Source organism: Candidatus Margulisiibacteriota bacterium (genome assembly GCA_028706105.1).
Taxonomy (GTDB): Bacteria; Margulisbacteria; Riflemargulisbacteria; order GWF2-35-9; family DYQY01; genus DYQY01.
The window spans coordinates 1-14134 of the sequence record JAQWCF010000048.1; the positions used below are offsets into that span (position 1 = coordinate 1).

Sequence of the window (14134 nt, forward strand, 5' to 3'; positions counted from 1 at the left end):
ACTTCGCCGTCTCACCACATACCATGGTCACATGATGTCCCCGCTCAATCAGCTTACGGGCAAATTCATAGGAGCGTGTCCCTCCGCCAATAGAAGGAGTCGTGAAATGTTGATGGAAATAAAGTATTGTCATTTACCCATGTTGTTTATTATATTTCGTATTTTTCCACCGTTTGATATTAAAGATTCAACATATAGAATTTGAAACTTAGCTTTATTTCCTAAAACCGATTTCAATCGTTGGACTATGTCTTTAATTACAATGGATTTTTCTAAATCAACTAGCTTCAAATCAAAATCATTAATAGATTTTTGTATTAACTGGTAATTCGTATTATCTAACAAGTAAGGTTTTATTACCATCCGTATGGCAACAGGTAATATTTGTTCTTTGTTTTCAGACATTAAGATATCATCTATTCGTCCTAAAACTTCATCGAAAAGATATGGTAAGGGATACTTCCTTTGTTTTTCAATAGAAATGGGGTGAACTAAATCACCAATCCTATAACGAATAAATGGCATAGCTTCATTTTGAAATGATGTAGCTATAATTTCTTTATATTTACCATCTCCTATCATTTCAACAAAACCATGTTCATAATTTAGCATATATCCCTCCTGTTCAGGAGTTTCCTGAGCAGAAAAACAACTTTCTCCAGAACCATATTGCTGGAAGACGCCTGTTCTAAAAGCAATCTCAATTTTTGCTCTATTTTCTTCAATGAGGGTTTCCCCAGTAGTGAATATTGCTTTTATAGGGACAGTAAGTCTGGCATAATCATTACTAATTAAATTGGCCAAATACAAAATTGAATTTGGATGCCCCTGTATGAAAACAGGTTTAAATTCGTTAATTTTATTAATATAATCTTTACCTGTTGTATGATTCAAATGATGTGAAGACAATAATAATTGATTTTCAAAACGATTGTAACTCCAATACGGTGGTTTATTTGTGAATCTACGCCCTCCGATAGTTACCCTTTTATCTTTTGGCATAACACCATGTAGAGCATAAAAACGATACATAAAAGCAGCATTAATTGTATAGGTTAACTCTTTAGGCTGATAAAACTTTAATTTTTCACCCGTAGAGCCGCTGGTTGTATGAAGCTTTAATTTATTAGTCGAAAAGTTTGGATTTTGAAGTTTGTTAAAATTTTTCCGAATTGTTGCTTTATCAAGCAAAGGCAACTTTTCTAATTCCTTTTCATTGTTAAACTCGAAAGGGTTAAAACTGACTTTATCAAAAATTTCTGTATAATAAGGAACATTTTCATAGGCCAGAATTAAAATATTTTTGAGCATTTCAAATTGTTCTGTTTTAATCTGGTCAGGGATTTTCTGAAGATTTGAAATCAATTCGTCCAAAAGATGGTAAAATCTTTTATTAAATCTTTTTTGAGAAAGATAATAACCGTAAAGATTAATGAACGTTTCTCTTACAAAATACGGACTTTTTAATATAAATTCTTCTGATAAAATCATTTGTATTGTTTTAGAAGTAATTTTTTTGAATAATGCGGAATTAAAGTGATTTTTTTAATCAAAAAGCCCAATACGTGCAAAATTCCTTTATTTTTTAATTTATAAATTATCCTGTCTTTTTGAAACTGCCGCAGTGATGATTGGTAATAACTGGAATACTTTTTATTGTAATCGAAAGATTTCAATCTTGTAGAAACCAGGTTTATCTTACTGATAATCTTATCATTTAGTGTTTTTTCGACTAAAACCACTCTAAAATTTTTAGAAATTGTTGTAGGAATATATTCCCAACTAATGGAGTCTTTTATTTTTATCTTTAAAATAGCACTCTCTCGTCTCAAAAAGCTATCCGCATCAAAAATAAAGTCTCCCAAACTATAAAAAATGTAACCAGCTTTATATTTTTCATGGCCACCTAAAACGTGGGGATGAGAAGTTATAACAAAGTCGGCCCCACAATCAATAAAATTCTGGCATAAATTTCTAAAATTTGGTTCAGGATATGGAATCATTTCATTTCCACCATGAACTAAAATTACTGTGAAGTCAGATTTTTCCTTATGATAACTTATTGCATCCAAGAAATATTTACTTGTTGCATCAATTACTCTGGGGAAGTCATTAGCTTTCTCGTTTTTAATACAATCAGGTACAGCACAGGCAAAAAATGCAATATTTTTATTCTTTATTGTTTTAAAAATAGGATTTATAGGCAAGTTATGGTTATCTGATAAGCCTAAAAACTCAAATAAATTTTCCTTTAGAATTTCAGTAGTTTCAATAGCACCCTCTGTTTCGCAATCTTTAATATGATTGTTTGCCAATGAGAAAATGTCGAATATATAAATTTGTTTCAGTGTTTCAGGATTTGCTTTAAATGCATTTTTTTTAATCGGTTCGGCATTTACAGCTACCGGACTTTCAAGATTGCCGACACACAGGTCAGCACCTTTCAATATATTTTTAACCTGCTCTGATATAATAATATGGTTAGAGTGTTTTGAAAGAAATTCTCCAACACCACGAGCTAACATAATATCACCAACAAATGCTAATTCAATCATTATACTTTTATTGGTGGAAGCTGATCCTCTATATAAGGTTTGTTTAGGATACGATTTAAATAAAAATCAACATATTTTAACTGCTGATTTTCTGAATTCCAATCTTTTTTAGTTTTTTGCAAACCATTTTTTCCCATTTTTGCTGCGAGTTCTGGATTTTCAATTAATACTAAAATTTTCTCAACTAAATCTTGTACGTTTCCAGGCTCATAAAAAAGTCCGTTAAATCCTTCCTGAATAAAGTATTGTTGTGGTTGCAACCGCGACGATATTATCGGTAATCCACTTGCCATATATTCGAACTGTTTAGTCGCCATGTTGTTCCTGAATTTTGGCAAGTCAAGTAACGGAATTATTGCTATTTTACAGTCTAATAATTCATTTGGGACTTGGGAGTAATGTACTTTCCCGGTGATATGTATTTGGTTGTGAAGGTTTTCTTCACTAATAAATTTTTCAATTTTTTCCCACAACAATTTGTCAATACGTGGATTACCAATTAGTTTTAATTTTAGAATAAAGCCCTGTTTTTTTAGTGCCACTAAAGCTTCAACTACATTCAACACACCGGTTCGAATGCTCATTGATCCTAATACAACTAAATCATACAATTTTTCAGCATTATTATTTTTTATTTGTTCGTTTTCAAATTGTTGATTGATTGCCATGTTGTAAAACAAAACCTTCTTTTTATCAGACATATACTTGTGCATCTTAAAAATTGCAGGATCTGATACAATAAATCCGGTAAAACTTTTAGAGGCCAAAAACTCCAATACTTTAACTCCCGCAGCCAACAATAATCTGATCCATTTTGAAAACCAAACTTTGCTTGACAGCATTGCATTATAATGATCCTCCCGGCAATCGTAAAAGACTTTTTTTGAGGTGAACAATGCCAAAAAAATACCCAATGGCAGCAATTCAAGGTTACAAATTTGCACCAGATTGCTATCTGATTTCAGAACTTTACCTAAAAGATTAAAACCTCCAGAAATTCTTGCCCTTTTTACTGTTTTTTTAGATACAATAAATGTATTAATTTGAGGATTATCGATTTTTTCAGAAGTACAAACCAAATAGCTCACTGAAAAATCAGCATTGACCAGGGCCGGCATTTGTTTGAAGTAATAGCGGTGATCCCACCAGTTACCCGTAGTATGCAAGAAAAGTATGTTTTTTTTCATCGTAAATCTTTAAAGGAAATGAGTTTAATTTGATTTTCTGACAAATAATCTTCTACTTTTTTGGAAGTTGCCACATTAAAATCACGAATTCTTAAAGAAGCTGTATTTACTGAATCATGCGGATTTGAATTCATGTACCCGGGGTGCAAACTTATTTCTGTGACTCCTGGTTTTAATATCGACAAAGCCTGTATAAACTGTTCAACTTCATCATGTTGTAGAGGTAGAACTCTGGTTGGTAAAAGCTTCGTATCAGGTGTTTTAAAACCATTACTTCTAAGTTTACTTTTATTCCATTTGTGCACTAAAGCTTTTGGTGTATTTAAAACTTCTCTTTTAAATTTCGTCAAAATGCTTCCATTATACTTATTTGTATAACAAAAGTCAATGTTTGTTATTCGGGCTTTCTCTATTTTGAGTTCTTTTGCAACTTTCACTGAAGCTTTTAAAGCCATAGGAACACCTGTAATATGATGATGACTGTCGAAATGTGTGGGAACAATCCCGCTGTCAAACATTTTCTCCAATTGAGCTTTTAATTCAATGTAGGCCTGTTTGTAAATTTCTTTTCCAACTAACAAATTCTTGCGTTGGATTGCATTTGTTTTGAATAAACCATTTTCACCCAATAATTCAGGAATTAAGTTTGGCGAGCTTACCGGCTTCCCCTCAGTGAGATTGAAATGAATTCCTACACCCAGTGTTTGATTTTCTTTAGCTTTTTTAACTGCATAGTCAAATCCCGGCATATTAACCATTAAGGTTGTGCTGGTCATAATTCCATTCAGATGCGTTTCTAAAATGGCATCCGTAATGGATTCATTCATGCCGAAATCATCAGCATTAGTAATTAATTGAATTTCGTTCATTCAATTCTATAAATTTCAATTATTGTTTTAACAATTCTCGAAGCAGTTTTCCCATCCCACAATTCAGGAATACCTCCTTTTTTCCAATTACCAGCAAACAGTTTTGCCATAGCTTGTTTAATAGATTTAGGGTTAGTCCCAATCAATTCGTTAGTGCCAATAGTAATAGTTTCTGGTCTTTCGGTATTGTCGCGTATGGTTAGACAAGGAACACCCATTACGGTGGTTTCTTCAGTAATTCCACCAGAGTCAGTTATTACGGCAAGTGCTCTTTCTACAAGGTAGTTGAATTCTAAATAACTGAGAGGCTCTATTAGGTGAAGAGAGGGAGGGATGGTGCAACTAGTCTTATAGGCGAGAGAGTGATTGGTCGATTTGGGAAGTTCCGGATATAGCGACTTTATTATTTTAGAAGTGCGGGGATGGACAGGGAAGATGATTGGGAGGTTATTTGATGAAAGTATAATTTCATCCAGTAGTTCTTTAAATTTAATTTCTTCATCTACATTTGCTGGGCGGTGCAGAGTCACTACAATGTATTGGCCTTTAATAAGGTTTATTTCGTTCCAAATCGGCGGTTTTTGAAAGTGTGGACGATGTTTCATGAGCGTGTCTATCATGGTATTGCCCACTCTAAAAATATGGTATTTTGGCACGCCTGCTTTTAACAAGTTTTCATCTGCGATGTCTGTTGTAGTGAAAAAGTAATTGGTGATGCTGTCGGTAACCATACGGTTGATTTCCTCTGGCATACTCCAATCGCCTGAGCGGATACCCCCTTCCACATGCGCCACTTTTACGTGCAACTTTTGAGCTGCAATAGCACAAGCCATAGTGGAGGTTACATCGCCTACCACCAGACATAAATCTGGTTTTTCTTCCAGCAGCAATTTTTCGTAGCCTATCATTATTGTAGCAGTTTGTTCGGCTTGTGTACCACCACCGGCACCCAAGTTTACATCGGGAACAGGAATGCCTAGTTGTTCAAAAAAGTTGCCGCTCATGTTGTAGTCGTAATGCTGTCCTGTATGTACTAGACGAAAAGAAATATTTTGACCTTCTTTTTGTACCTCTTTTATTGCATCAATTATTGGCGCAATTTTCATAAAGTTAGGCCGTGCACCGGCTATTAAATCTATTACCATTTAATTTAATTTAACTTAATTTAACGTAATTTAATTAACTATGCTATTAATAATTGCTGTTTGCGCCTCCCAAATATACTTTTCTTTCACAACTATGGCTTTTTGTTTAAAATCTTTGTAATGTTTTTCCAATTCTGAAATACCATTTACAATATCATCAATATTTCTTCCATCGGTTTTCAAAACGATTCCTGCTTTGGTTTCTTCAATTATTCGTTTCATGGGAGGATTATTTCCTACAATTACAGGGACGCCTCTGTTCAATGCCTGGTAAAAACGGTTGGGCTCACAATAAATGTTGTTTTCGCAGGTATGTCCATAAAGAATAATACTTGCCCATGCATTGTCTATATATTTAGTTAATTCCAATTGTTTAATATAACCTGCTATGTAAACGACATCCTGAAAATCATTTTTTATTTGCTCTACAAATTCATTTGCGACAGGCCCAACAATTATTGCTTTATATTTTCCGTATTTCTTTATTGCACAAAGAACCTCTAAGGGATATCTTGTCTTATGCCCACCACCTTGCATTAAAATGTATTGAGAATTGCCAATAAAATTTTTTGCTTTTTCAGGCAGGTTATTTACTGGTAAATCAAGAAAAACTTTATCCGGAAAGTTGTTCAGAATATAGTATTTTGATTTATTTTTTACCAATCCTGTTTCAATCATATAGTATAGACGATCAGAATTGGCAACGATGAGTTTATATGATTTGGATTCAATTCTATGGTATAATTTAATCATTTTTTTGTTTTTCGTTAAAAAAAGAGGAAGTTCATGTAGGTCGAAAATGTATTTACCTCTTGTAGGTTTAAATAAAATGTTTAATGCCATATATTCTTCATGCACCCATACATAATCAAAACTTTTGAATAAGGTATCAAAAAATACCCTCAGCCAAAATTCAAACATTTTAAGCGGGAGCAGTTTAGCCGAAGGGAAAATCTTCCTTGTTATTAGTGAGTAAACTTTATAAGGTGCACCATATTGTGTAACCCCTTTCTCTGATTTATTGCTGGTATAATTTGCCAAAATTGAAACGTTATATCCCAGCGTTTTTAAAGAAATGGCTTCTTTTCGTATCCTGTCATCATATTCAAGACCACTGGTGCGCACCAGCATGAGTATTTTCTTCATCGACTGTTAAATAAATAATAATGGTCAGTAATTAAGCACCTGACAAAATTTTTAAGATATCGAATGGCTGGTGCCTTAGAGGATTCAGAAGCACGCTGGCCACTTGGGCCTTGAAAGCATTACTGTGCTTTTTTCTCATCGTTAACATAATCAGAAAATTTAACCGGTGGTCTGATTTTGAAGTAGTATAATAATACACACTAATCGAAGTTACAATTTATTGGTTTTAATGAATAATAATGTTCTTTGTCTCGATATTTAAAAATTGCTGCAGGGTTTCCACCTACAATTGCTAAATCTGGAACATCCCGTATAACAACAGCTCCAGCTTGAATTATTGCACCTTCTCCAATCTTAATTCCTCCTAGTATAATAACACGATCGCCCAACCAAACATTATCTCCAATAAAAACATCTTTATTTATCATTGTATCATCATAAGGAAGAGACTTACCTTTATCGTAATTATGATAGGATGTAATAATTAAACAACCCTCTCCTGAATGAAAATTGTTACCAATATAAACCTCTCCTCTACCCTTAATAATCATTCCATTAAAATTGGGATTTTCGTTAAGTATTGTATTTTTTGACAATCGAGTAATCCCACCTATAAACACATAACCTTTATGCGATTTTACAGATCTGAGAACACACCATTGACGTAACTTTCTAATGAATTGCCGCTGCAACTTTGAAATTATTCGAAACATAATTTTTGTTCAGTTTGATAGAGTAAAATATTGACAGATATATCAATATATCCCACGAAGTGGCTCCCCATAATGATTCCACCATTGAATAGAAAATAATTGGGATTAAATATATAAATGAAATTGAGAAGTTTCTGTATTTAATTATTCGTCTTAATAAAAAAACAAACAAAAAGAAAAAAGGAATGAATCCGAAACGATTCCAAAAATCTAAAAAAGCGTTAAATGTTCTCGTTATTTCATGTGTAAATTCATACTCTGAAGGATATCCAAATAAAAAAGAACCTAAATCCATATTCACAAAAAAAGATAACTGAGCACGTCCTCGCACATCCTCTTGTAGTGATTTTATTCCTTGCATTCTAGTCACATCAACTATTTTACCTAATTTATCAATATTCAAATATATGAATACAAAAGTTATAAGAATTACAATAAGAAATGAAGCATAGAAACGTTTAAACTTTAAATATACAATATCAGATATAACAAGAATGGTTAAAATAAAAGCTACAGCAACTCCAGCTCGACTTCCTTGTATTACTATTAACGCAATATTAATTAATGAAAATAATAAAATTTTGTATTTAATATTCTCTTTATAACTCTTACTCAACAGGTAATAAATAAATAAGACAATATTCAAACTGATAGCTATAGTATTTGATGATGATTTACCATATAAATAACCATCTAATTGATTTCTAGTATATTCTTCTAAAGAAAAGTAGGTAATATAAAAAAGCAGATATAGTATAACCAATACATAATCAAATAAACGAAGATTTATTTTTCTTTCTGATATGTAAACAAATCCTATATAACCACATAACGCAAAAAATGATTTTGAAATACAACCACCTAATGGAGTACCGTTAAAAAATGAAAAAAAAGAACCAAAAACACATATTATCATAAAAATTAATGGTAAATGATATTGCTTTTTCGTTAATGGTAAGTTTAGACCAATTAAAAGAGTAATTAAAGTAATAATTAGCCTGTATAAAAAAAAGTATTTATATGGAGTATATACATAAATAATAATTTGTTGTAATACAAAAAAGAAGATAAATACCAAGCCTGTAAAAGTCGAGTTATTTTTTAATGACATGCCTGTTTTTGTAAATTTGTACTAAAATAAAGATTGAGAGCAAGGCAGTAAGAACAGTTTTTAGAGCTAAATAATCAACAAAAATGAAAGCACTTACAGTTAACACTAATTGAATTAGCATTATTCTTATGACTGGGATCCTAATACTTGTATTATTGATATAACTACTGTAAAAATACCCTGAATAACCATAATAGAGACATGCGATATAATGGCCTATAAGAAATGCCCAAACACCATAGTGTGGTATAAATAATAAATATGTTATAAAAGCTATACAACCTGACATTATTGTAATAACCAGAAGTTGCTTTGTCTTTTCAAAATAAAAATAATAATTAGAAACAACCAGATACATCGGTCTATAACACAATGCCATAATATATATTATAAAGAATGGATATGATGATTTTAAAGAATCATTTGAAAGTAAAATATTAAATATTTCTTTACTCCATAAAGACAATATAAACGCGAGTCCAAAAACTACTGTAACAAAGAGAAGACAAATCTTTTTAATTATCTTTTGATTTCTATTTTTTAGTGCCTGCATTAAATATGGTGACACAGCATTATTAATGCCTCTCATTCCAGTCTGAAATAGGCTACCAAGCTGCTGAGAGATACTAAGCCTACCAATTTCTCCTTGTGCCACATTACTCTGATCCAAAACCATACGTCCTGAACCGTCAAGTAGATAGCTTGTATAATAATGTGGTATTGTTGGAATTGAAATCGACAGTGCTTTCCTTAAAGTTTTCTTTTTAAATTTATATATAGGTTGCAAATTTAGTTTCTTGTTAACAACATACCAATAAGTAGCATTACTAAAAAAAATACCGATAAAACTACTTATATACCATCCCATGTAGCCCAATCTAAAATAGACTATCAATATATAGTTTGAGAAAATCGTTATTAAACTTTCAAGAACGCTTCTCCATACAATAGGGAATGATTGTTTAGTATATATGTAATAAGCATTACCAATTGTAGCTGTTGGACCAAAAAAAACAGTTGAAAAATTTGATAGAATTATTATAAGCCATCTATTTTGATCTGCTTCTTCAGGGATAAAAAAGAAAAGTAATAGTGCCTGAAAAAATGCGTATATAATCATCCATACTTTTAAAAACCCATATATCTGACGCCATATTAGCTTATAATGATTTGGATGTTTAAAAAAAATATTTTGAAGATAGACAATGAGCCCAAGAGTGGAAAACGCAGCTATAGATTGAGAATAAGCAGAAATTGTGGCTGCAATCCCAAAATCTACATCAGTTAAATACTTGGTTAAAATTGGTAAAAGTAAGACATTTATAACTTTTGGCAGAAATGGAGCTACGCTTAAAAGTAAACTGTTTTTTAAAAGTAGTTTTCGATTTTTGTTCATTCAGTAGATACTTATAAGACTTTTACAGTAGTTATTCCATTCTCCATCATTCGATTTCTGATAATTTGGATTTCTTTATTATCATTTTCAGAATTAAGACTATACATTACTGTTTCGATTATGGCATTTGGATATATCAAGCTTAATGTATATAATGCATTTGATGTAAATCCAATGACTAATTTTGGAGAAATATTATTTTCAATAAAATCATATTCTACCGAAATTTTGGTATCAAATATTGTTATGTTTAGTTGTCTACAAAGTGAAAATATTGTTTTGAGATTTTGATCACCTCTGTGAGGGCAATAAAAAATACTCTCATTAGGATATCTATATGAAACGTCTTTGTGAAGTGCTATTAGATACTCTTCATATGAATAGTACTTAAAATCTAACTTTGATGAATTTGTGCCAATTATGTATATCCCCTTTGTTTTATTATATTCCTTGGACTTTGATTTCAACAATGACAACGGATTTTTAGTTATTTCATATTTATTAGATGAAACATTAAAAATTGTAAAAAAAGATGGGCCCTTAACTAACTTGATTATCCCTATTAATTTATAAAAAAATAAGACTATCTTAAACTTAAACTTATATTGCATCTTTCTAGGATATGGAGAAAAAAAAGATAATATTTGAACCCCATCATCTAAAATGTAAATTTTTGATCTAAATGATCCTAGTATATATGCAATAGCTATACTACTTTCAGAATACAAATAACCAATGAAAATATTCCGATAATGTCTATGCTTTGAAAATAAAAATGGGATAACGCCATACACAATATGAGCGACTTTTTTTTTCTTATATTGAATCTTATTCTTTTTCAGTAATGCATCAATCTTATCTAAATTGTTATTGTCAGAATAGGTCACTAATACTTCATAGTTATCAATATGAAAATAATTTATAGCTTCCATCATACATAGACACTGAAATGGAGAACGTACCAAAAAAAGAGTAAACCCAAATGGTCTTAACATATCACAATTTTTTCTTTAATTATAAACTCACTAGTGTCATGTCAATTATAGTATGACGTAATTAATAATATTTTGTATCTTTACTGAAAAAACTGTCATGGTAAAGTACAAAGTAACCTTAACAAAAGAAGAAAGAGAATCATTGATGGCCAATACAAGACAAGGCAATCAAACAGCCAAAAAGGTCATTCATTCTCTAATTTTACTTAATGTTGATCAAGGTCCTTATAACGAGAACCGACAGACCAACGAGCAGATATGTAATGTATTAAAGACAGGTATGCGAACCATTGATCGGGTAAAACAACGCTTTGTATTAGAAGGCCTGGATGCAGCTCTTGGTGTTGCGCCAACGAGTCGGGTATATGAAAAAAGGGTTGACGGAGAAACCGAAGCCAGGCTTGTTTCAATAGCCTGCAGTGAACCTCCGCAAGGGTTCTGCAGATGGTCCTTACGCTTGTTGGCTGATCGCATGGTAGAATTGAATTATGTTGATGAGATTTCGCATGAAACAGTCAGAAAGGTTTTAAAAAAAACGAACTTAAGCCTTGGCGAGTCAAAGGCTGGGTAATACCACCACATCAAAACAGCCATTTTGTTGCTGCCATGGAACAGGTTTTAGATGTTTATAAACGACCGTACAATAAGGCCAGGCCGGTGGTCTGCATGGATGAGACCCCAAAACAATTGATAAAAGAAGTGCGTAGTGAAGTACCAATGAAGCCGGGTTTTGAAAAAAGAGTTGATTATGAATATTCTCGCTGTGGGGTGTGTAATATTTTTATGGTAAGTGAGCCCTTGGCAGGAAAGCGTTATATGAAGGTCACCCAAAACCGAACCAAAAAGGACTGGGCGTTGTTGGTACGGTATATTTGTGACAAGCTATACCCCAAGACAGAAAATATAACCTTGATAATGGACAACCTGGCTTCACATAGTGCAGCTGCATTATATGAAACATTTGCCCCTGCTGAGGCGAAAAGACTATGGGATCGCCTGGAATTTGTTTTTACGCCTAAGCATGGCAGTTGGCTGAACATGGCTGAAATAGAATTGAATGTATTAACCAAACAATGTTTAAACAGAAGAATTGACAAGATCAATACGATAAAGGCTCAAGTAAGTGCCTGGCAAAACCATAGAAACAACAAAAAAGCCAAAATAAAGTGGCAGTTCACAACTGATCAGGCAAGAGTAAAACTGCATCGTTTATATCCGTCAATATATGATTGACATGACACTAGTACTTTGTAACATTTAAAATATATATTTGGCTCCTTTAACGTTTATCATTTGTTGCATAAAATGTGCAGCTAGCTTTGATGTCTAACAGATTGTTTGTTCTTTGAAATAAAATTATTGACGGTATCAAAAGGTCTTTTACCCAAATTTCGATACTCTCTGTGAGGCCTTTCATAATTGTAATGTGTAAGCCACAGATCCAATTCATCCTGCAGGTCGGAAATAGAAGTATAAATCTTTTTTCTAAAGGCAACAGGGATAAATTCTTCTTTTACCGTGCGGTTGAACCGTTCCACAAAACCATTTGTTTTTGGTGATCTGACTTTTGTTGTACGGTGTTCAATGTCGGAAAGTTGCAGAAAAAATTCATAAGGATGGGCATCGGTTCCGCAGTATCCCCGTCCGTTATCGGTAAGAATGCTCTCAATGGGGATATTCCATTCCCTATAAGTAGGAAAAACATCATTGTAAAGAAGGGCTACCGCAGCTTCCGGTTGTTTACTGGTATGTGAAAACCCAAAACCGAATGATCCGTACGTATCTACCAAAGCATGCAGATATACACGTCCGATACCCGATAGTGTCCCTATCAGCTTGGTGTCCTGGCATAACAACTCACCCGGGTGGGAAGATTCCACATGACGTTCCGCAAAGCAGGGATTGAACTTTTCAATTTTCCGTATTTGTTCTTCCGTTAATGGTATTCCTTCTTTTAGATGTTTTTCCTCCAAATGCAAATAACGATCAAATTGTGAAGCCAATCCATTCCGGATCAATATTTTTTGTACTACAGGAGAAGAGACCGAACATCCTTCCAGCTTCAGGTAGTCTGAGATCTTGGTACATCCCCAGCCGGGATACTGTTCAGCAGCACTGAGTATTTTGGCAATATCTTCCTGGCTGGTGGTGAAAGGATGTGAATGATGAATGGGAGGAAGGTCCTTAAGCCCTTCCAATCCCTGCTCTTCAAAGCGTTTTTTTCAGGCATAGAAACTTGTGCAATCCATGCCTGATCGTCTACAAGCCTCTGAAACACAACCCAGATTCTCGGCTAACTGCAATACGCTTAGCCGATCACGTGCAATCTTTTCCAAGGGATCTTTTGTTGTCGTTTTGTCACTTTTTGTTGTTCCCATTTTTGCTAACAAATTTAACACTCTTTGTTAGACATGATAACCAGTCGTACACATAAAAGTCGTTTTGCCTGAAACCGGTTTCAGCTTTATAGTCCTTAACTATATAAAAACAATAACGCTAATGACAAAATCAAGCAGATGAATAACTTACAAATCATACCCACTCATCTTATTATACACCTTCCCAATATTCTCTTTCTGCTGCTCAATAGTGCAAAATCGAGAATAATCGCCTTCGAGGAAGGCTTTGGTCTGAAGATACAAACCTGGCTTGAATTCTTTGTCGAGGTGGTCGTCAACAAGCATAGTTTCAACTGAAACACTTCCAATATTTTGGAAATGAAGAGTTTCCATCGGTTTTAAATAAAACCGTCTTTTTCGTGTTAATATTTCAATACTCCATCTACCAGGTGCTTGCCAATTGGTATGATAGGTAAAAGGAATGTCTTGAACACTAATTCCATATCCAATAAACAAACTACCACTAGGATGCCAAATAATCGAATCTTTTCCACTGGAATTGCAAACTAATTTGAGACAAAAAGTTAAGCTGCATTATTAATAGATTCTTTTTTAGCATTATACTGTTCCCAAAATTCATCAATGGTTAAGTTGTTCAGTGCTGAGAACCTTCTTTTA

The 14134-nt window shown here is 33.0% G+C and carries 13 protein-coding genes and 1 pseudogene; 1 reads left to right on the plus strand and 13 read right to left on the minus strand.

Annotation, left to right across the window (positions count from 1 at the left end; all coding sequences use genetic code 11):
* From PHF25_06010 to PHF25_06060, 11 genes are all read right to left on the minus strand, one after another.
* Positions 1 to 133, minus strand: a 133-nt coding sequence (locus PHF25_06010) for a glycosyltransferase WbuB (protein ID MDD4527575.1), incomplete at its 3' end; no start/stop codon positions are given.
* Positions 130 to 1491: a hypothetical protein gene (locus tag PHF25_06015; protein ID MDD4527576.1), complete on the minus strand. Its 1362-nt coding sequence runs from the start codon at positions 1489 to 1491 to the stop codon at positions 130 to 132. The genes PHF25_06015 and PHF25_06010, both read right to left, overlap by 4 nt.
* A complete protein-coding gene (locus PHF25_06020; GenBank protein ID MDD4527577.1) occupies positions 1488 to 2555 on the minus strand; it encodes a CapA family protein in 1068 nt (355 codons plus the stop codon). Before PHF25_06020 ends, PHF25_06015 begins: the two co-directional genes overlap by 4 nt.
* Positions 2555 to 3742 (minus strand): glycosyltransferase, encoded by a 1188-nt coding sequence (locus PHF25_06025; GenBank protein ID MDD4527578.1) that lies wholly within the window; start codon positions 3740 to 3742, stop codon positions 2555 to 2557. Before PHF25_06025 ends, PHF25_06020 begins: the two co-directional genes overlap by 1 nt.
* Complete coding sequence (locus PHF25_06030) at positions 3739 to 4611, minus strand: ChbG/HpnK family deacetylase (protein MDD4527579.1); 873 nt, start codon at positions 4609 to 4611, stop codon at positions 3739 to 3741. The genes PHF25_06025 and PHF25_06030 overlap by 4 nt, the downstream gene beginning before the upstream one ends.
* On the minus strand, positions 4608 to 5756 hold the full coding sequence (gene wecB, locus PHF25_06035; GenBank protein ID MDD4527580.1) for a UDP-N-acetylglucosamine 2-epimerase (non-hydrolyzing): 1149 nt from the start codon (positions 5754 to 5756) through the stop codon (positions 4608 to 4610). Before wecB ends, PHF25_06030 begins: the two co-directional genes overlap by 4 nt.
* A gap of 30 nt (positions 5757 to 5786) precedes the next feature.
* Positions 5787 to 6902 carry a glycosyltransferase gene (locus PHF25_06040; protein MDD4527581.1) on the minus strand — a complete coding sequence of 372 codons (1116 nt, stop codon included), beginning with the start codon at positions 6900 to 6902 and terminating at the stop codon, positions 5787 to 5789.
* A gap of 200 nt (positions 6903 to 7102) precedes the next feature.
* Positions 7103 to 7498: an acyltransferase gene (locus tag PHF25_06045; GenBank protein MDD4527582.1), complete on the minus strand. Its 396-nt coding sequence runs from the start codon at positions 7496 to 7498 to the stop codon at positions 7103 to 7105.
* A 76-nt stretch (positions 7499 to 7574) separates the two neighbouring features.
* A complete protein-coding gene (locus PHF25_06050; protein MDD4527583.1) occupies positions 7575 to 8726 on the minus strand; it encodes a hypothetical protein in 1152 nt (383 codons plus the stop codon).
* The gene (locus tag PHF25_06055) at positions 8710 to 10122 is read right to left on the minus strand and encodes an oligosaccharide flippase family protein (protein MDD4527584.1); all 1413 of its coding nucleotides are present in this window, start codon (positions 10120 to 10122) and stop codon (positions 8710 to 8712) included. Before PHF25_06055 ends, PHF25_06050 begins: the two co-directional genes overlap by 17 nt.
* 11 nt (positions 10123 to 10133) lie before the next feature.
* A complete protein-coding gene (locus tag PHF25_06060) occupies positions 10134 to 11057 on the minus strand; it encodes a hypothetical protein (GenBank protein ID MDD4527585.1) in 924 nt (307 codons plus the stop codon).
* A 157-nt stretch (positions 11058 to 11214) separates the two neighbouring features.
* Between PHF25_06060 and PHF25_06065 the strand changes: the two genes are divergently transcribed.
* A protein-coding gene (locus PHF25_06065; protein MDD4527586.1) for an IS630 family transposase occupies positions 11215 to 12350 on the plus strand; the annotation gives its coding sequence in 2 pieces (ribosomal slippage) (positions 11215 to 11641 and positions 11641 to 12350; 1137 coding nt in all).
* 80 nt (positions 12351 to 12430) lie between these two features.
* Here the strand turns inward: PHF25_06065 and PHF25_06070 are convergent.
* Positions 12431 to 13495, minus strand: a pseudogene (locus tag PHF25_06070) (IS481 family transposase).
* A 147-nt stretch (positions 13496 to 13642) separates the two neighbouring features.
* The gene (locus tag PHF25_06075) at positions 13643 to 13972 is read right to left on the minus strand and encodes a hypothetical protein (protein MDD4527587.1); all 330 of its coding nucleotides are present in this window, start codon (positions 13970 to 13972) and stop codon (positions 13643 to 13645) included.
* Positions 13973 to 14134: the final 162 nt, after the last annotated feature.

Excerpts from the sequence above, each read along its gene's own strand:
- PHF25_06030 (MDD4527579.1), bottom strand. The coding sequence starts at position 4,611 with ATGAACGAAATTCAATTAATTACTAATGCTGATGATTTCGGCATGAAT.
- PHF25_06060 (MDD4527585.1), bottom strand. The coding sequence starts at position 11,057 with ATGATGGAAGCTATAAATTATTTTCATATTGATAACTATGAAGTATTA.
- PHF25_06040 (MDD4527581.1), bottom strand. The coding sequence starts at position 6,902 with ATGAAGAAAATACTCATGCTGGTGCGCACCAGTGGTCTTGAATATGAT.
- PHF25_06025 (MDD4527578.1), bottom strand. The coding sequence starts at position 3,742 with ATGAAAAAAAACATACTTTTCTTGCATACTACGGGTAACTGGTGGGAT.
- PHF25_06050 (MDD4527583.1), bottom strand. The coding sequence starts at position 8,726 with ATGTCATTAAAAAATAACTCGACTTTTACAGGCTTGGTATTTATCTTC.
- PHF25_06055 (MDD4527584.1), bottom strand. The coding sequence starts at position 10,122 with ATGAACAAAAATCGAAAACTACTTTTAAAAAACAGTTTACTTTTAAGC.
- wecB (MDD4527580.1), bottom strand. The coding sequence starts at position 5,756 with ATGGTAATAGATTTAATAGCCGGTGCACGGCCTAACTTTATGAAAATT.
- PHF25_06020 (MDD4527577.1), bottom strand. The coding sequence starts at position 2,555 with ATGATTGAATTAGCATTTGTTGGTGATATTATGTTAGCTCGTGGTGTT.
- PHF25_06015 (MDD4527576.1), bottom strand. The coding sequence starts at position 1,491 with ATGATTTTATCAGAAGAATTTATATTAAAAAGTCCGTATTTTGTAAGA.